Annotated in this window: 19 protein-coding genes; 8 read left to right on the forward strand and 11 right to left on the reverse strand. The window is 36.9% G+C overall.

Translation table 11 applies throughout. The features are described 5' to 3' along the window. The 6 genes from JGH11_RS06120 to JGH11_RS06145 all read left to right on the forward strand — a co-directional run. The coding region (locus JGH11_RS06120; RefSeq protein ID WP_201110690.1) for an MBL fold metallo-hydrolase at positions 1-603 on the forward strand (603 nt) is incomplete at its 5' end. Between the two features lie 20 nt (positions 604-623). Further along, positions 624-3,476 (forward strand): aminomethyl-transferring glycine dehydrogenase, encoded by a 2,853-nt coding sequence (gene gcvP / locus JGH11_RS06125; protein WP_201110691.1) that lies wholly within the window; start codon positions 624-626, stop codon positions 3,474-3,476. A gap of 79 nt (positions 3,477-3,555) precedes the next feature. Then, complete coding sequence (locus JGH11_RS06130) at positions 3,556-3,870, forward strand: heavy-metal-associated domain-containing protein (protein ID WP_236263887.1); 315 nt, start codon at positions 3,556-3,558, stop codon at positions 3,868-3,870. Then, positions 3,867-4,325 carry a copper resistance protein NlpE gene (locus JGH11_RS06135; RefSeq protein ID WP_201110693.1) on the forward strand — a complete coding sequence of 153 codons (459 nt, stop codon included), beginning with the start codon at positions 3,867-3,869 and terminating at the stop codon, positions 4,323-4,325. Before JGH11_RS06130 ends, JGH11_RS06135 begins: the two co-directional genes overlap by 4 nt. A gap of 201 nt (positions 4,326-4,526) precedes the next feature. After that, complete coding sequence (asnA, locus tag JGH11_RS06140; protein ID WP_201110694.1) at positions 4,527-5,564, forward strand: aspartate--ammonia ligase; 1,038 nt, start codon at positions 4,527-4,529, stop codon at positions 5,562-5,564. A gap of 136 nt (positions 5,565-5,700) precedes the next feature. Beyond that, a complete protein-coding gene (locus JGH11_RS06145) occupies positions 5,701-7,371 on the forward strand; it encodes a nucleoside kinase (protein ID WP_201110695.1) in 1,671 nt (556 codons plus the stop codon). A gap of 70 nt (positions 7,372-7,441) precedes the next feature. On the opposite strand, the gene rnc is transcribed toward JGH11_RS06145, so the two are convergent. The 3 genes from rnc to JGH11_RS06160 are packed head-to-tail and all read right to left on the reverse strand — an operon-like array spanning position 7,442 to position 9,825. Further along, positions 7,442-8,296, reverse strand: a complete 855-nt coding sequence (gene rnc / locus JGH11_RS06150; protein ID WP_201110696.1) for a ribonuclease III — start codon at positions 8,294-8,296, stop codon at positions 7,442-7,444. Positions 8,297-8,304: 8 nt separating this feature from the next. After that, on the reverse strand, positions 8,305-9,567 hold the full coding sequence (gene fabF / locus JGH11_RS06155) for a beta-ketoacyl-ACP synthase II (protein ID WP_201110697.1): 1,263 nt from the start codon (positions 9,565-9,567) through the stop codon (positions 8,305-8,307). A gap of 21 nt (positions 9,568-9,588) precedes the next feature. Then, positions 9,589-9,825, reverse strand: a complete 237-nt coding sequence (locus JGH11_RS06160; protein ID WP_006798850.1) for an acyl carrier protein — start codon at positions 9,823-9,825, stop codon at positions 9,589-9,591. Positions 9,826-9,980: 155 nt separating this feature from the next. Between JGH11_RS06160 and purN the strand changes: the two genes are divergently transcribed. Then, on the forward strand, positions 9,981-10,547 hold the full coding sequence (purN, locus tag JGH11_RS06165) for a phosphoribosylglycinamide formyltransferase (protein WP_201110698.1): 567 nt from the start codon (positions 9,981-9,983) through the stop codon (positions 10,545-10,547). A gap of 12 nt (positions 10,548-10,559) precedes the next feature. Here the strand turns inward: purN and JGH11_RS06170 are convergent, their stop codons facing one another. Beyond that, positions 10,560-11,663, reverse strand: coding sequence for a hypothetical protein (locus tag JGH11_RS06170; protein WP_201110699.1), 1,104 nt, complete (start codon positions 11,661-11,663; stop codon positions 10,560-10,562). Between the two features lie 218 nt (positions 11,664-11,881). On the opposite strand from JGH11_RS06170, the gene JGH11_RS06175 reads away from it, so the two are divergent. Next, positions 11,882-13,522 carry a fumarate hydratase gene (locus JGH11_RS06175; RefSeq protein WP_201110700.1) on the forward strand — a complete coding sequence of 547 codons (1,641 nt, stop codon included), beginning with the start codon at positions 11,882-11,884 and terminating at the stop codon, positions 13,520-13,522. Between the two features lie 74 nt (positions 13,523-13,596). On the opposite strand, the gene JGH11_RS06180 is transcribed toward JGH11_RS06175, so the two are convergent. The 7 genes from JGH11_RS06180 to thrS all read right to left on the reverse strand — a co-directional run bounded on the left by JGH11_RS06180 (position 13,597) and on the right by thrS (position 19,181). Continuing rightward, entirely contained in the window at positions 13,597-13,965 is a 369-nt protein-coding gene (locus JGH11_RS06180) for a VOC family protein (protein ID WP_201110701.1), read from the reverse strand. Positions 13,966-14,055: 90 nt separating this feature from the next. Then, positions 14,056-14,853, reverse strand: a complete 798-nt coding sequence (locus JGH11_RS06185) for a helix-turn-helix domain-containing protein (RefSeq protein ID WP_201110702.1) — start codon at positions 14,851-14,853, stop codon at positions 14,056-14,058. A 149-nt stretch (positions 14,854-15,002) separates the two neighbouring features. After that, a complete protein-coding gene (locus JGH11_RS06190; RefSeq protein ID WP_201110703.1) occupies positions 15,003-15,671 on the reverse strand; it encodes a DUF1080 domain-containing protein in 669 nt (222 codons plus the stop codon). Between the two features lie 160 nt (positions 15,672-15,831). Continuing rightward, the gene (gene rplT, locus JGH11_RS06195) at positions 15,832-16,176 is read right to left on the reverse strand and encodes a 50S ribosomal protein L20 (RefSeq protein WP_006798843.1); all 345 of its coding nucleotides are present in this window, start codon (positions 16,174-16,176) and stop codon (positions 15,832-15,834) included. 104 nt (positions 16,177-16,280) lie between these two features. After that, positions 16,281-16,478: a 50S ribosomal protein L35 gene (gene rpmI / locus JGH11_RS06200; RefSeq protein WP_201110704.1), complete on the reverse strand. Its 198-nt coding sequence runs from the start codon at positions 16,476-16,478 to the stop codon at positions 16,281-16,283. A 51-nt stretch (positions 16,479-16,529) separates the two neighbouring features. Continuing rightward, positions 16,530-17,156, reverse strand: coding sequence for a translation initiation factor IF-3 (infC, locus tag JGH11_RS06205; protein WP_201110705.1), 627 nt, complete (start codon positions 17,154-17,156; stop codon positions 16,530-16,532). A 78-nt stretch (positions 17,157-17,234) separates the two neighbouring features. Continuing rightward, on the reverse strand, positions 17,235-19,181 hold the full coding sequence (gene thrS, locus JGH11_RS06210; protein ID WP_201110706.1) for a threonine--tRNA ligase: 1,947 nt from the start codon (positions 19,179-19,181) through the stop codon (positions 17,235-17,237). Positions 19,182-19,530 lie beyond the last annotated feature (349 nt).

Below are 19,530 nucleotides of genomic sequence, written 5' to 3' on the forward strand. Positions count from 1 at the left end.
AATACATATATTGCATATGATGAAACCAAAGAATGTGTTATTATAGATCCCGGCTGCTTCTTTCCGGATGAGAAAGTATCATTGCTTAATTTTATACTTGATAATGATTTGGTGGTAAAACACCTGCTTAATACTCATTTACATTTTGATCATGTATTTGGAAATAATTTTATATATGAACAATTCCAGTTGGAGACAGAAGCGAATAAGGAGGATGAATTCCTTCTAGAGGAGATGCCGAAACAATTACAAATGTTTGGTTTTAAAAGCGAAAACTCTCTGATTCCTAAAATAGGAAAATATCTTAAAGAGAATGATGTAGTGACCTTTGGTAATCAAAGGTTTATTGTGTTGCAGATACCGGGCCATTCTCCAGGTAGTATTGTTTTTTATAATCAGGATGCAGGTTGCGCTTTCGTTGGCGATGTGTTATTTCGCGGGAGTGTAGGTCGTAGCGACCTTGCAGGAGGAAATCACCAGCAGTTGATAAATGGTATAAAAGAAAAACTGCTGAGATTACCGAAAGAAACAGTTATTTATTCAGGCCATGGGCCGTTAACGACTATCGGAGACGAGATTAAAAGTAATTTTTATTTACAATAAAATACGAAGGAGAAACATACATGGAGCACGAAAGATTTGAAAATCGTCACATCGGCATTAGTCTTGAAGATGAAAAAGTAATGCTGAAAAAAATTGGAGTAAAATCCCTCGATGAGTTGATAGATCAGACTATTCCTCAAAATATCCGTTTACAAGAAGGATTAAAATTGCCAGAAGCTTTAAGTGAGCATGAATATGCAGAAGAAATGGCTTTGATGGCATCTAAAAACCGTATAACTGCATCCTATATAGGGATGGGATGGTATGATACTGTAGTACCGGCTCCCATCTACCGAAATGTATTTGAAAATCCAGTTTGGTACACCTCATACACTCCTTATCAGGCTGAAATATCGCAAGGTCGTTTAGAGGCATTGATGAATTATCAAACGATGGTAAGCGAATTGACCGGGTTACCTCTCTCAAACTGTTCATTACTCGATGAAGCAACAGCTGGAGCTGAGGCTGCGACGATGATGTTTGCCTTACGTAGTCGTGAGCAAATAAAAGGTGGAGCGAATAAGTTGTTTGTAGATAAAAGCATATTTCCACAGACACTAGCTGTAATCAATACGCGTATGCAACCTCAAGGTATAGAAGTTGTAGAAGGTGATTATAGAACTATTGAACTTAATAATACTTTCTTTGGAGCTGTTATTCAATATCCGGATTCTAACGGAAGTATTGTGGACTATAGAGCATTTGTAGAAAAAGCTCATGCTTCGGATTGTAAAGTTGCTGTAGCGACAGATCTTATGGCACTAACTTTACTTGTTCCTCCCGGAGAGTGGGGTGCAGATATTGCTTTTGGAAGTAGTCAACGATTCGGAGTTCCTATGTTTTATGGAGGTCCTTCAGCGGGCTTCTTTGCAACTAAAGATGAATATAAACGCAATGTTCCGGGACGTATAATCGGAGTTTCTAAAGATGTATATGGGAAACCGGCATATCGTATGGCTTTACAGACTCGCGAACAGCATATCAAGCGGGAAAAAGCAACGTCTAATATCTGTACTGCGCAGGCATTATTAGCTACTATGGCTGGGTTTTATGCTGTGTACCACGGCCCAAAAGGTTTAAAGACGATAGCTAAACGTATCCATTCTGTGACAGCATTGATTGCCGATGAACTGAGAGAATTGGGATATACTGTTCTTAACGAACAGTATTTTGACACGTTGAAGGTATCGTTGCCTAGTGGTATCGATCAGGAATCTCTACGGATGTATGCAGAAATGAGAGACGTCAACCTGCGTTATTTTGAGAGTGGAGAAGTTGGTATTAGTTTAGATGAAACAATTACTGAATATAAAGCTCATGAATTGCTTGCAGTATTCTCTTTAACTGTAGGTCGTACAGAAGTGTTTATGATAGATGATCTGCCTGAAAAGATTATCATAAAGGATAACTTCTTGCGGAAAAGTGAATATTTGCAACATGAGGTGTTTAATATCTATCATACCGAGACAGAGTTGATGCGTTACATTAAGCGCCTTGATAGAAAAGATATATCTCTTGCGCATTCGATGATTTCTTTAGGATCATGTACAATGAAACTAAATGCAGCATCGGAATTACTTCCTTTATCATTAGGTGGTTTCCAGAATATACATCCATTTGCTCCGGAATCACAAACCCAGGGTTATACTGAGCTTATAGGAGAATTAGGAGAGTATCTTAAAGAAATAACCGGCTTTGCCGGTGTAAGCTTTCAGCCGAATTCGGGAGCTGCCGGAGAATATGCCGGATTGATGACAATTCGTAAATACCAGGAAAGTATAGGCCAAGGGCATCGTTATATAATATTGATCCCTGCGTCGGCTCATGGTACTAATCCAGCATCTGCTATACAGGCCGGATACGAAACTGTAACTGTAGATTGTGATACTCAAGGTAATGTTGTGTTGGCTGATATGCAAGCAAAAGCTGAGTTACACAAAGATAACTTGGCAGGATGTATGATAACTTATCCTTCTACTCACGGAATATTTGAGAAAGAGATAAAAGAGATGTGTAATGTTATTCATAATAATGGAGGACAGGTTTATATGGATGGGGCAAATATGAATGCTCAGGTTGGACTTACCAATCCGGGTTTTATAGGAGCCGATGTCTGCCATTTGAATTTGCATAAAACATTTGCCATACCTCATGGTGGAGGTGGACCGGGTGAAGGCCCTATTTGTGTGGCGAAACATTTAATTCCATTTCTGCCACATCATCCTCAACTGGATGGAAGTAATGTGAATACAGTTGCTTCAGCACCTTTTGGAAGTGCAGGCATATTGCCTATTACATATGGCTATATTCGTATGATGGGAGGTTCTGGGTTAACTCGTGCCACTAAAATAGCGATATTGAGTGCTAATTACTTGGCCGAATGCTTTAAGGATACATATGGCGTCGTTTATAGAGGCGCATCGGGAAGAGTAGGGCATGAACTGATTCTGGAGTGTCGCAAAGTGAAAGAAACATCAGGTATTACTGAAACAGATATTGCTAAGCGTTTAATGGATTATGGTTATCATGCTCCTACATTGTCTTTTCCGGTTCATGGCACATTGATGATTGAGCCTACTGAAAGCGAAAGCTTGGCAGAGTTGAATCGCTTTGTAGATACTATGAATCAAATATGGGGAGAAATCAAGGAGGTAGAAGACGGAGTATATACAAAAGATGATAATGTATTGGTAAATGCTCCACATCCAGAATATGAGGTTTGTGCTGATGAATGGAAACATACCTATCCTCGTTCTAAGGCAGCTTATCCTCTTGAATTTTTGAAACAAAATAAATTTTGGATAAATGTAGCCCGTGTAGATAATGCCTTTGGAGACAGGAATTTGGTTACTTGTCTGTGCGATATGGGGTGATTAAAATGCAATTTAACTAAACAATATATATAATTAACCGTTTATTAAAGTAATAAACACAATACTGAAAACTATGAATATGAAGATTTTTTTGATAACGCTTGTTCTTATGTTTGGGTTAGGAACTACTTTAGTTGCCCAAAATAAAAAAGCGCCACTGAAGAATGATAAAGAAACGGTTTTGTTCGACGTGTCAATGACTTGTGAAAATTGTCAAAAGCGCATAGAAAAGACTGTTGCTTTTGAAAAAGGAGTAACAGATATGAAAGTTGATCTTGAAAATAAGACAGTCCAAATAGAATTTAAGAAGACTCAGACAACAGTTGCAAATCTTCAGGCTGCAATAGAGAAACTAGGTTACGAGGTTAAAATCCATAAAGAAGAAAAAGAATGAAAAAACTATTTGTCATGATTGCTGCCATAGGCGTGCTTTATAGTTGTGGAGGCAATACTCAAAAACAGCCGGAGGAGACAGCATCAATAGATGAATTCTCTGAAATAGCTAAGTCTCTTGCGGATGAACATAATGCTAGGAATTCGTTGGATTATCAGGGAACTTATAAAGGAACATTGCCTACAGCTAGTGGAGAAGGGATGCTTGTTTCCATCGTTTTAGATGATAGTACCTATACTCGCAATGTTGAATACATAGGGAAGAAAAATAGTAGTATTATAGAGAAAGGAAAATATGTTTGGAATACCGAAGGGAATACTATTACTCTGGAAGGTGCTGATATAAAAACATCTCCAAATAAATATTTTGTAGGTGAGAATACGTTGATTCAGTTGGATCTGGATGGTAATAGGATTACCGGAGATATGGCTGAGTTGTATATTTTGAGAAAGTAATTATTTAAAACTATAGATAAAGAGTCGGATTCTAAAAAGAGTTCGACTTTTTTATTGAATAATACTCAATTACTCCTTTATAGAAATATTAGAGATAGTTTTTGACGTTTTTTATTAAAAAAGCTTCCTTTTGTTTTCATATTAACGCAATTGTGATAACTTTGTTTTTTATTTAATAGTAAAAACGTTCAAAATATAAAAATGAGTTATCTTATAAAGCCAATTCAATACCAAGCTTTACTTGGATTGCAACAAACCGAATTGGGTATAAAACAAATAAAAGATTTTTTTCAGCAAAATCTATCATCGGAACTTAGGTTGAGGAGAGTCACAGCCCCGTTGTTTGTCCTGAAAGGGATGGGTATTAATGACGATCTGAATGGGGTAGAACGAGCAGTGAATTTTCCTATAAAAGATATGGGAGATGAATGTGCCGAAATTGTACATTCATTAGCAAAATGGAAACGGTTGACCCTTGCCGACTATGGAATTAATGAAGGGTATGGGATATACACAGACATGAACGCTATACGTGCAGATGAGGAACTGGGAAATCTTCATTCCTTATATGTCGATCAGTGGGATTGGGAAATGGTAATGTCGCCACAAAACAGGAATCTAGATTTTCTGAAAGAAGTGGTGAATCGGATATATGCAGCTTTGGTACGTACAGAGTATCTTGTATATGAGACTTTTCCGGAAATTTCTCCGATTTTGCCATCCGAGATTACATTCATTCATGCAGAAGAGTTGTTACAAAGATATCCTAACCTAACAACAAAGGAGCGGGAGAATAAAATTGCTGAAGAGTATGGAGCTGTGTTTATTATTGGTATTGGAGGCAACTTAAGTAATGGTAAGCCTCACGATGGTCGTGCCCCTGACTATGATGATTGGACGACCCGTTCAGAAAATGGATATCATGGGCTGAATGGAGACCTTATTGTTTGGAATCCTGTTTTAGGACAAGGGATGGAATTGTCCTCTATGGGAATCCGTGTCGATAAGGATATTTTGTTACAGCAATTGACGGTATCGGGGCAGGAGAATCGGAAGGAATTATATTTTCATAAGCGTCTACTTGATGGAGAATTGCCTCAGTCGATAGGTGGAGGTATAGGGCAATCCCGTCTTTGTATGTTTTATTTACGTAAAGGGCATATTGGTGAAATTCAGGCTGGTATATGGCCTGAGAAAATGAGAAAGGATGCTGAACTTCTTGGTATGCCTTTGATATAGTTCAATTTTTTTTCATAAAAAGGTTTAAATAAAGCCCCCCAAGATATTTGAATCAATAATTTTTATAACTTTATAATTAGGGATGTTTTCTATTGAAACATCCTTTGTTTTTTCATTTAATTCAACTAGACAAAACATGGTAAATAAAGTAACTGTTCATTGCACAAATACTAGTACATATAAAGATCTTCCAGTAGGGACAAATCTTATAGATGTATTAAAAGAATTTTCACCGAATACAAAATATAAGGTACTCACAGCGCGGGTAAATAATAAGACCGAACCTCTGGATTATCAGATTTACCATAATAAAACTGTGACTTTTGTTGATATGTCAGAGCCTTCCGGAATGCGTACATATGTGCGTTCACTATGTTTTTTATTAGCAAAGGCAGTTTCGGAAGTTTTTCCTGAAGGGCAGCTATATATAGAACATCCGATATCTTTGGGGTACTTCTGCCGAATAATTAATGTATCTACTGTTATAGATGAAAATGCTATTGCAGCTATTAAAGCTAAGATACAAGAGTATATAGACGCAGATATGAAATTCGAAGGAGTGGAAGAGGAAACAGAACAGGTTGTGAAAATGTTCAGAGAAAGAGGTTTTGACGATAAAGCCTTACTCCTTGAAACTACTGGCGAAATGTACTCTAAATATTATCGTTTAGGCGATTCTGTCGATTATTTTTATGGCTGTCTTGCTCCTTCTACAGGGTATATAAGTCTGTATGATTTGCAGTTATATCACGATGGTTTATTGCTCCGCATTCCTAATCGTAGCAATCCTGTGGTATTGGAACCAATGATAGAGCAACCTAAGATGTATAATGTATATCAGGAGCATCTTGAATTTCTAAATATTATTGGCTTGGATAATGTCGGCGATATGAATAAGGCTAACAAAGAGGGACTAATGCCTGGTGTTATAAAGGTATCGGAGGCTTATCAAGAGAAAACAATTGCTAACATAGCCGAGGAGATTGCTACTCGTTCTAAAGACGGAGTACGTGTGGTGTTGATATCAGGCCCATCATCCTCAGGCAAAACAACCTTCCGTATGAGGTTGGAAGTACAATTGATGGTTAATCTGATGAAGCCCGTAGGGTTGTCTCTCGATAACTACTTTGTGGATAGAGATCATACACCGTTAGACGAAAACGGGGGATATGACTTTGAGTCTTTATATGCTTTGGATATTACTAAGTTTAATGAAGATTTGGAGAACTTACTGAAGGGAGAAGAGGTTTCTTTACCTACTTTCAATTTTACTACCGGACAGCGTGAGTATAAAGGTGATAAATTAAAACTCGATGATCATTCAATCCTTGTTATTGAAGGCATACATGGATTAAATCCGGATCTGACGATTGGTATTCCTGATAATCAGAAATATAGAGTATATGTATCAGCGTTAACTACTATTTCGTTAGATAATCATAATTGGATTCCAACTACAGATAATCGTCTGTTGCGTCGTCTGATACGCGATTACCGCTATCGTAACTATTCTGCTATAGATACTCTATCCCGGTGGCAGAGTGTACGCAAAGGCGAAGATAAATGGATCTTCCCTTATCAAGAGAATGCAGATGTTATGTTTAACTCGGCTATGATGTATGAGTTTGCTGCATTACGTCGTTATGCGGAACCAATATTGTCGCAAGTGCCAAATAATGCGCCTGAGTACGCAGAGGCTCATCGATTACTAAAGTTTCTGAAATATTTTAATTATATAAACGATAGAGAATTACCTCCTACATCGTTGTTAAGAGAATTTGTTGGTGGAAGTAGTTTCAAATATTAAGAAGAAAATTGAATATACAAAAAGAGATTGTTCTCAGGAGCAGTCTCTTTTTTATTAAATATACAGTATATTATAATTCCTTTGAATCGTTTTCAGGTTCAGAAGAGGATTCTTCTTCTTCTGAGGTTAAATAAGTCTCGCTCTGTAATTTCTGTTGTTCCTCGTGTAGTTCAAAAATATGATTTCTGAAGTTTGTGTTGCGTTGAAGTTTATTGAAGGCTTCTTTAGCTGCCTTTTGTTGTGATTCTTTTTTTGAGTAACCTGTTCCTATTCCGGCCTGTTCTCCGAGTATTATCACAGCGGTTTTGAATATAGGAGTGTTGTTGTCATCTACAAAACTATCAACAAGATCGAAGCTTACCGATATCTTTTGTTTCTGGCTCCATTCTATTAATCTTGATTTATAGTTGGCTTCTTGTTCGGCTACAGTTTCTATATTCAGATGTTCACGGATAAGACGTTCCAATACAAATCTTTTTGCAGCACGATAACCTTGGTCTAGATATATTGCGCCGATTAATGCTTCCAACGCATTACCATACATATGAGTATTAGGAGTCATGTTGCGGGTCGAGGTTTTGATAAGCTTATCTATACCTATCTCCAAAGCAAGTTTGTTGAGCGTTTCTCGTTGTACAATCTTCGATCGCATATTAGTAAGGAATCCTTCTTTTTTGTATTCGAATTCTTTAAATACTATATCTGCAACTATGGCATCAAGAATTGCATCGCCAAGAAATTCCAAACGTTCGTTATTAATCCACCTGCCATCTTTCAATTTGATTGAAGATGACTTGTGTAATAAGGCCTGGTCATACAATGTTATATTGTATGGATAGAACCCAAGTATTTTGCTAAAAGATACATAAGGCTCCTTCCCTCGTTTAGGAAGAAGCCTTATACCTCGATATATCTTTTTAAGCACGTTGTGTCTTATTTCTTAAACTTTTTTACTATAACACAGGCATTATGTCCTCCAAATCCAAAAGTGTTGGATAGGGCAACATTAACAGTTCTCTGTTGAGCCTTGTTAAATGTAAGATTCAATTTGTAATCTATATCAGGATCTTCATCTCCTTCAGTAAAGTTGATTGTAGGAGGTACTATATCGTTTTGAACAGCCAATACACAGAACATTGTTTCTAAAGCTCCCGCAGCACCTAATAGGTGTCCTGTCATCGATTTTGTAGAGCTAATGTTCAAGTTGTAGGCGTGATCACCAAATACTTCTTTAATCGCTTTTATTTCTGAAGGGTCACCAACCGGTGTAGAAGTGCCATGTACATTGATGTAATCCATATCCGTAGGATTTAGATGTGCATCTTGTAAGGCGTTTTTCATAACTAGCTTTGCTCCTAATCCATCAGGATGTGATGCAGTAAGGTGATAAGCATCGGCTGACATACCGCCTCCTGCTACTTCTGCATAAATCTTAGCACCGCGAGCTAATGCATGTTCCAACTCTTCGAATATAAGACAAGCTGAACCTTCACCTATAACGAATCCGTCACGGCTTGCACTGAATGGGCGCGAAGCTGTTTGCGGAGAGTCGTTACGTGTAGATAAAGCTGTCATTGCATTAAAGCCACCAACACCTGCTGCTGTAATAGCAGCTTCAGCGCCACCTACAATCATTACATCTGCCTTACCTAGACGGATGTGGTCGAATGCTGATATTGCACTATGTGTAGATGAAGCACATGCCGAAACTGTTCCGTAGTTAGGACCTCTAAGTCCATGACGAATAGAGATTAATCCGGAAGCAATATCCGAAATCATCTTTGGGATAAAGAAAGGATTAAACTTAGGCCCCATATCTTCGTGTGTAGCATAGTATCCAACTTCCTCTTCAAAAGTTTTAATACCACCTATACCGGCTGACATGATAACGCCTATTCGGTCACAATTTTCTTTCGAAAAGTCTAACTTCGAATCTGCAATTGCTTCTTCTGACGAACCAATGGCTAATAATGTATATCTGTCGCATTTGCGGATTTCTTTTCTATCTAAATAAACAGACGGATCGTAATCTTTAACCTCGCAAGCGAATTGTGTTTTAAATTTTGACGTGTCAAAATGAGTAATAGGTCCAGCTCCGCTTACTCCTTTGATGGCATTGTTCCATGTAGTTTCTACATTATTGCCAATCGGTGATACCGAACCTAGACCTGTTACTACTACTCTTTTTAATTCCATAAGTAAATATTGGAAAAAAGATTATTTTGCATTTGCTTCAATGTAAGAAACTGCGTCTCCTACTGTAGCGATTTTTTCAGTTTGATCATCTGGAATAGAAATACCAAATTCTTTTTCGAATTCCATGATTAATTCTACTGTGTCAAGTGAATCAGCTCCTAGGTCGTTAGTGAAGCTTGCTGTATCTGTTACTTCAGACTCTTCAACACCTAACTTATCAACAATAATTGCTTTCACTTTTGATGCTACTTCTGACATAATTTTTAGTTTTGATTATTAATAAAATTTTTTATTCTAATTTTGTCGCTGCAAAGTAACAGTTTTTTATGCATATGAAACAAATATTTTGTGGATAAAATAGTTAAAATTGCACATTATTTTTGTTTGTGTGCAGATGTCTTAAAAAATATACAATGACTAGAATTGCTATTTTTGCCTCAGGATCAGGCTCTAACGCTGAAAATATAGTGAGGTACTTTTCGGATAAGTCTTATGTCGAGATTGTTCTTATTGTTTCTAATAAGAAAGATGCTTATGTGCATGAACGGGCCAAGGAGTTAAATATCGAATCGGTGACGTTTTCTAAGAGTGATTTTGATACAACTGATAAAGTTCTGGCTTGTCTATTACAAAACAGAGTTGATTTCATCGTATTGGCAGGCTTTCTGCTGAAGGTATCAGATAATCTTTTACATGCCTATCCAAATAAAATAATTAATATTCATCCAGCTCTACTTCCTAAATATGGGGGTAAAGGTATGTATGGTGATAACGTGCATAAGGCTGTGGTGGCAGCAGGAGAAACAGAATCGGGCATAACTATTCATTATGTGAATGAAAATTATGATGAAGGGAATATTATCTTTCAGGCAAAATGTCCAGTATTGCCAACCGATACCTATGATCAGGTTGCAAAAAAAGTGCATACATTGGAGTATATGCACTTTCCTGAAGTTATAGATGGTTTGTTAAAGCCATAAGCTATATTAATATTAGTCTTTGTTCTGCTGCCTTTCTTTTATTTTACGAACAGATTTCTTGGGTGCAGAATCTTTTTCTGTATTGCTAATTTGTTGTTTTGAATTATAGGTATCCTTGTTTAGGGTAGGTTGAGCCCTTCTTACTACAGGTTGGCTACTTCTTACATTATTATATGTAGGAGTAGATGTGGGCACAGGGTTACCATTCGTTTCAACTTTTTGATCATTAATTGTTCTGGTCAAAACCTTTGTTCTGTTATTTGTCGTATTCTCATCCTTTTGATCTTTCATCTCGGGTTGAGTGACAAGTACGTCTATTTTTTTACCGTCGGCAGTTATTTCTCTTCTTACAACTGGGAGAGGAGCGGGTTCAGGCCTTTTTTTAATGATTGTTGGGTCTACTACTGTTGCCGACGCAGTACTCTCATGTATATAGTCGCTTGTCAGATACACAGGGATTTTAATTCTATTGAGAGTCTTTTCCGCAACCTGTATCCACACTTCTCCGTAAGGATTTCCTGATACAGTATTACTAACACGCATTTCGCGTTTTATCACTTCTTGCGGATAAAGTTGATTTACCAACGAATGAGAAACTTCCACACCATTGATATAATATGTTGGTTTACCTTCAAATCCGACATATATTGATGTGAGTTCTTGAACAGAAGGATCTTTTTGTTTTAATAGGCTGTCTGCTGTTTGTGCTGCAGTCCGTTCTTTCCTTTTTAGAGCTCTATTATCTCGGGCTAAACGAAAAGCTAAAGCATCGTTTCTTCCACTGTTTAGTTTCTTTTCTAGTTCTACCTCCCGTAATAATTTATCTATATCCAATGCTGCTTCTTCCAGGCTGCTGTAATCCGATTCTGTATCAGAGAATATTGAATCGACTTCAGTAGTATGCACTTTGCGGAATAAGAAATTTGAGTATGAATCTCGGAGTCCACTGCCTACAGTATTCACAACTTTAGTAGTATCTCCATTGCTAAGAATATAAGTTTTCTTTCCTATCTGTTCAGCCTCTCTTTTTGTGGGAGGTCTGTATGTTTGACTGGAAGCAAATATAGGAAATAGTACCATTAAAATTAATAGTAGGATATACCTGTTTGCATTCATTGTTTTTGATTTTGTTTTTTCGAGTTTATGCTTATTGTAAGTCTAGTTTGATCTATAATGTGCAAATATACAAGTTTTTTTTATAAAGATATTGATCCTTACGTAATTTAGTATAATAAGCACTTATTTAAAATCTTTTATAAATCTGTGAATCTTGATAAAATAGTGAATATTTGCTACTTTTGTATATTAGATAAATCAACTATAAAAATATAATCATGGCAACATCTCCGTTCAAGTATCAAGAGACTTTTCCGTTGGGTAAAGATACAACTGAATATTATCTCTTGTCGAAAGACTTTGTTTCTACTGCAAACTTTGAAGGTCAGGAAATTCTTAAAGTAGCACCTGAAGCTCTTACATTACTATCTCAGCATGCCTTCCATAATGTGGAGTTTTTACTCCGCCCGGAACATCAGGAACAAGTAGCTAAGATACTATCCGATCCGGAAGCTAGCGACAATGATAAATTTGTGGCATTAACCTTTCTCCGTAATTCGGAAATATCGGCAAAGGGAATACTCCCATTCTGTCAGGATACAGGTACAGCCATTATAATGGGCAAAAAAGGCCAAAATGTATGGACCGGAGGTAATGATGAAGAAGCCCTATCGAAAGGTGTATATAATACTTTTACAGAAGATAATCTTCGATATTCTCAGAATGCGCCTTTGGATATGTATAAAGAAGTGAATACGGGGACTAATCTTCCGGCTCAAATAGATCTTTATGCAGTAAATGGCAATGAATATAAATTCTTGTTTGTTGCTAAAGGAGGAGGTTCCGCCAATAAAACGTATTTATATCAGGAAACAAAAGCATTACTAACGCCGGGTAAACTGGAGGCATTCCTTATTGAAAAAATGAAGTCGCTCGGAACAGCAGCTTGTCCTCCTTACCATATTGCATTTGTTATCGGGGGTACTTCGGCCGAAACGAATTTAAAAACAGTTAAACTGGCATCTACTAAATATTATGATGCTTTGCCTACTTCAGGAAATGAAGGCGGTCAGGCATTTCGTGATCTGGAAATGGAGGCTAAATTGTTGCAGGCAGCTCAAGAACTTGGACTAGGAGCACAATTTGGTGGTAAATTCTTTGCACATGATATACGTGTTGTCCGTATGCCTCGCCATGGAGCGTCTTGCCCGGTTGGTATGGGAGTTTCTTGTTCGGCAGATAGAAATATTAAAGGCAAAATTAATAAGGATGGTATTTGGTTAGAGAAGTTAGAAGATAATCCGGCTCGCCTGATTCCAGAAGCATATCGTAATGCAGGTGAAGCAGGGGGAGTGAAGATAGACCTAAACCGTCCGATGAAAGAAATTCTTGCCGAATTGACGAAGTATCCTGTCTCGACACGCTTATCTCTGACCGGAACAATCATTGTCGGACGTGATATTGCACATGCAAAATTACAGGAAAGAATAGATAAAGGAGAGGGGCTTCCTCAATATATTAAAGATCATCCTATATACTATGCTGGTCCTGCAAAAACACCTGAAGGTTATGCCAGCGGTTCCATGGGGCCAACTACTGCAGGTCGTATGGATTCGTATGTGGATTCATTTCAATCGCAAGGAGGTAGCTTAATTATGATTGCAAAAGGAAATCGTAGTCAACAGGTGACTGACGCATGTAAGAAGCATGGAGGTTTTTATCTTGGTAGTATTGGTGGTCCTGCTGCCATCCTAGCTCAAAATAGTATTAAGAGCCTGGAGTGCTTAGAATACCCGGAATTAGGTATGGAGGCAATCTGGAAAATAGAAGTGGTCGATTTCCCTGCCTTTATTCTTGTAGATGATAAAGGAAATGATTTCTTTCAACAGTTAAAGCCAATTAATTGTGCTAAATGCTAATTAAGACTGTGATCTAAAATAAAAGAGGGAGGCCTTCAATTTGAAAGCCTCCCTCTTCATTTTGCTTGATCGAATTATTTTTCAGAATACAAACCTATATGGTTTCCTTCACAGTCAGCAAAAACAGAGAAATATCCACGATTATCTGCTTCAATCTTCGTCTTGGCAATTACTACCTTACCTTTATTTGCTTCGATTAAGGAAAGGGTAGCGTTTATATCTTCACATTTCAAACTTATAAGCACTCCGTTTTGTGAGGGTTTAAAGTTTTCAGCCCACGAAATAGCCCCGGGAGCTAATCCGTCCTCATCAGGAAAGAATGCCATCTTTTCATGTTCACAATCGAATGTCGACAAACTAATGTCGAATATTGCTTCGTAAAATTTAACGGCACGGTCGAAGTTGTTACAAGGAATCTCGAAAAACGATACTAATTTGTTCATAAAATCAAGTGTTAGTTAATAAATTGACTTTACAAAAGTAGAGTGTCGTAATACCTTGATCTTGTAGAAAAAGGACATTCTATAATTTTTTTATGAGAAATAATCGGAGTAAGGATCGTAAATTGCTATAAATTCGAAGGGTGTGTAACCCGAGAAATTCCGAAATTCTTTTATAAGATGTGATTGGTCGTAATAGCCACAGTCAACAATTATTTGCATAATATCTATATTAGGATTTTGTTGTAACATATATAAAGTACGTTGGAAACGGATGATTCGGGTAAATTCTTTAGGGGTTACTCCTACATATTCGGTGAAGATACGGTTAAATTGCTTGTAACTGAGACAAGCAATATTTGATAGTTGTGTGATATTTGGTTGATGCTTACTGTTGATAGAATCTATGACTTTCGATATGCGTTTGGAATTATAGTTGTCAAATCTATATAGGCGCGGGGTTAAGTATTCTTCTATCAATTTTATTGCTTCGTAATTGTCAGGCGTTTCGTGTATACGTTCTTCGAGTTCCTTTAAAGATTGATCTCCGAGGTCTTTAAGGGATATATTCATTCCGTAAAACTCATTCATCGACATCGGGAAAAAGGTTTTTGCACCAAATGGATGGAATACAACAACAATCATATTTACTTTTCCTGTCGATTCTAAGTTGGTATAGCTGTCCGATTGACCACATATAAATGATTGTGGCTGTAGTTTGTTGTGTGTTAGGGATTTCATCTTATCGCCACGATGGAAAACCAGTTGCATAAAACCTGTAGGTATAATCCTTTCTGATATAGGGTTAGTTTCGTTTATTTTCAATATCCAATAATGTTTGATATAAGGGCTTAGCAGGGGTGAAGGGAGAATAAAAGAAAAAGTTTCCATCGATGTAGAAGTCTAGACAATATAATAGAGATAAAATTAGATATATTGTTCTTTACGAAATAGTATAAAAAGGACATTCACTAAAATAATGAAAGGGAGATACTTCTATTCATCTCCCTTCATATAAAATAGATATCTCTATTAAATAATTATTTTAGAGGACGAATCTTTACGTTGCGGAACCAGATTAACGAATTACCGTGTTTTCCTTGTAAACCGATAAAGCCTTTTGTTGGTAATTCGGCAAATGGTTTTGGTAACCAGCTCGGTATTTTAGATCCATCAGGATTATTAGTGCCTGATGTCCATTTGCTCATATCCATATCTGTAACTTTTTTTCCATTTAGCGTTACGATAATACGTTGTCCGGCACATTTGATATGCATGCGGTTCCATTCTCCGGGCTTCTTTACTACCTTATCTTTCTTTGCACCTAAATGGCCATATATTGCACCGCATTTTTCATATGGCTTGGCATTCTTAAAGTGTTCGCTATGGTCGTCTGCGATTTGTATTTCAACTGAATTTGGAATCCAATTTTTAATATCAGTACAATATACCACAACTCCGCTATTAGTTGCTTCGTCTGTTTTAAATTCGAGATCCAGTTCAAAGTTTTCATATTCGGTAGTACTCCATATGGATTCATCCTTTATGGCACCAAGTACTCCGTCTTTCTCGCTCCAGACATCAGGATTGTATTTAGCTTCCGAAAGATTTGTTCCGAAAAGAGGTTTCCACTTGCCTTTGTTTCCACCAAAAGCTGTAATAGAAGAAAGAGATAATAAGATCGTTAAAGTAAGGATAATACGTTTCATGGCATTTATTTAAATAGTGAAAACAAATATATCAATTTTGATTTAAGAAAGAGAGTTTGTGGCTTTAAAAAATATATTGTTTTTACATTTTGTATGATGCCGGTTTAAAATTAAAAAGGCCAAACATATAGTTTGGCCTTTTTAATATAATAAAGTTTATTTATTTCACTTTATCTACGATTGCTTTGAACGCTTCAGGATGATTCATCGCAAGGTCAGCTAGAACTTTGCGGTTGATTTCAACTCCGTTTTTGTGAAGAGCGCCCATCAAGCGGGAATAAGACATTCCTTCAAGACGTGCAGCTGCATTGATACGTTGTATCCAAAGTGCACGGAAGTTACGTTTTTTAGCACGACGGTCACGGAATGCATAGGTAAGACCTTTTTCCCATGTGTTTTTGGCTACTGTCCATACATTTTTTCTGGCTCCGTAGTAACCTCTTGTTAGCTTTAATACTTTTTTTCTGCGGTTGCGTGACGCAACATGATTGACTGATCTAGGCATAATTTACAATGTTTTGAATGTTAGCGGTTCTTCAATTTAAGAACTCTTTGGGGCATACATCCGGTTAATAAATCTTTTAAACTTGCTTCTTTGAGAACAAATGATTACTTAAGAGCTAATAATTTTTTCACTGCGTTTTCGTCCACTTTGTGTACGGTGCTAGTGTGAGTCAAATTTCTCTTTTGTTTTTTTGTTTTCTTAGTCAAGATATGACTTTTGAAAGCATGTTTTCTTTTGATTTTTCCTGATCCGGTAAGGGCGAACCTCTTTTTGGCACCGGAATTAGTCTTCATTTTTGGCATCTCAGTTTATTTATTTTAATTATTTAAAATGAATTCAATTATATAAATTGATTATTCTTCTTCCTTTTTCGCCTCTTTGTTATCTTCCTTTTTCTCTATAACCTTCTTTTCTGTTTCTTTAGGTTTTGGAGCTACTTTTACAGGAGATTTCTTAGGAGACATCATCATGATCATTCTCTTTCCTTCCAATGCAGGAAGTTGATCTACTTTTCCGTAATCTTCTAGTTCAGTCGCAAAACGAAGCAACAAGACTTCTCCTTGTTCTTTGAAAAGAATAGAACGTCCTTTAAAGAATACATAGGCTTTCAATTTAGAACCTTCTTCAAGAAAGCTTTTAGCGTGCTTTAATTTGAAGTTGAAATCATGATCATCGGTTTGAGGTCCGAAACGGATTTCTTTAACCACAACTTTTACCGATTTGGCTTTAGCCTCTTTCTGTTTCTTCTTCTGCTGATAAAGGAACTTCTGATAATCAGTGATTCTACAAACAGGAGGATCGGCTGTTGGAGATATTTCAACTAAATCAAGTTCTAGGTCATCAGCTAGTCGTAAGGCTTCGTTTATAGTGTATACACCCTGTTCTACATTGTCACCGACTAAACGGACTTCCCGAGCCCGAATATTTCCATTGATTTTGTGTAACTCTTCTTTGCGATTATTAAATCTGTTGTTTCTCATTCAATAACTGTTAGAATTCCTTTATCTTTTTTATTTAAATATTATATTTTCAGTAATATAAATGAAGAATAGCAGGGGTTAATGTTCCCATGCATTCATCATTTTTTCTATTTCATCATTCAATTGGGCAGCAAAGTTAGTAAATTTCATCGAACCTTTATCACCTTCGCCCTGTTTTCTTACCGAAACTTCTTCTGTTTCTGCTTCTTTCTCGCCTACAATGAGCAAATAAGGAATTCTTTTTAACTCATTATCTCGAATTTTTCGTCCTATTTTTTCATTTCGGTCATCGACTTGGGCACTAATGTTGTTCTGTTTAAAGTATTTTGCTACACGTTCAGCATAATCATTAAACTTTTCACTGATTGGTAATATTACAACCTGATCAGGTGCCAGCCATAACGGGAATTTACCTGCTGTATGTTCTATCAAAACGGCAATAAAGCGTTCCATAGAACCGAATGGGGCACGGTGAATCATTACAGGGCGGTGTTTTTGATTATCAGCCCCGGTGTATTCAAGTTCGAAACGTTCAGGGAGATTGTAATCTACCTGTATTGTTCCCAATTGCCAACGACGGCCTAATGCGTCCTTCACCATAAAGTCAAGTTTAGGGCCATAAAAAGCAGCTTCGCCAAGCTCTACTTTTGCAGGTAAGCCTTTTTCTTCACAAGCTTCTATAATGGCGCGCTCTGCCTTCTCCCAGTTTTCGTCGCTGCCTATATATTTTTCACGATTCTCAGGGTCACGTAATGAAATCTGCGCTTCAAAATTTTCAAAGTCAAGAGCTTTAAAGATTATGAAAACAATATCCATTACTTTTAAAAACTCAGTTTTCAACTGTTCCGGAGTACAGAAAATGTGCGCATCGTCTTGAGTAAATCCACGAACTCTAGTTAAACCGTGAAGTTCCCCACTTTGTTCATAACGGTAAACAGTTCCAAATTCTGCGAGACGCAAAGGTAGGTCTTTATATGAACGAGGGATTATTTTATATATTTCACAATGGTGAGGGCAGTTCATTGGTTTTAATAAGAATTCTTCTCCTTCTTCCGGTGTATGAATAGGTTGAAACGAATCTTTCCCATATTTTTCATAATGCCCTGAAGTTACATATAGTATTTTACTACCTATATGCGGTGTCATTACCTGTTGGTAATCAAATTTCTTTTGAATTTTCTTTAAGAAATCTTCAAGTTTTAAGCGTAACTGAGTACCGCGAGGAAGCCATAAAGGAAGTCCTTTTCCTACATTTTCGGAGAAAGCAAAGAGTTCCAGTTCTTTTCCTATTTTACGATGGTCACGTTTTTTTGCTTCTTCAAGCATAACCAAATATTCATCAAGCATTTTCTTTTTTGGGAAAGTAATGCCATAAAGACGGGTAAGTTGTTTGCGCTTTTCGTCTCCACGCCAATATGCACCGGCGGCGCTAAGGATTTTTACGGCCTTTATGTATGATGTATTAGGTAAGTGAGGCCCTCTACAAAGATCGGTGAACACACCTTGTGTATATGTAGTGATAGTACCGTCTTCAAGATCATTGATAAGTTCTACCTTATAATTTTCGTTACGATCATCGAACATCTTCAGTGCATCGGTTTTAGAAATATCCTGACGCTTGATTTCTTCTTTGTTAGCGATCAACTCCATCATTTTAGCTTCGATTTTAGGAAAATCTGCGTCTTTTACAGGAGTGTCACCAAAGTCTATATCGTAATAAAATCCGTTTTCGATAGCAGGACCAATTCCAAACTTGGCATGAGGGTAAAGTATTTGCACAGCTTCAGCCATAAGGTGAGCTGAAGAGTGCCAATAGGCATGTTTGCCATCCTCATCTTCCCATTTCAGAAGTTCTATCGTAGCATTGTCATTGATCGGTCTGGTTAAATCCCAGACTTGTCCATTGACTTTGGCTGCAAGCACATCTTGTGCCAGACGCGAACTAATACTTTCTGCTATTTGCATCGATGTGGTTCCTTTAGCAAACTCACGCACCGAACCATCCGGAAATGTAATTTTTATCATTTTATTTCTATTTATATTATGCAGCTCCTACAAATAAGCTGCTTTTTTGACTTGCAAAAATAATGAATTTTTATAGACTAAATGATATTATAAGCTAGATTTTCTATATAATTATACAGCTAAATAGTATCATTTAATTGGGTTAGTTATTTTGCATAGTTTGCAACCTAATATCGTTCATATTCCTATTTGCTTTAATTTTCTACCTTTACGAATAATAAGGTGACAAAGGTTACATATTTTATACTTTCCGGAAGTTGTTACTTTTTGCTACTATTGGGGTGATTACCTCTAGTTCAGGTATAGATAAAATTTTTAGTAAATAGTTAATATATAGTAGTATGCTTAA

The organism is Dysgonomonas sp. Marseille-P4677 (assembly GCF_016652235.1).
GTDB lineage: Bacteria > Bacteroidota > Bacteroidia > Bacteroidales > Dysgonomonadaceae > Dysgonomonas.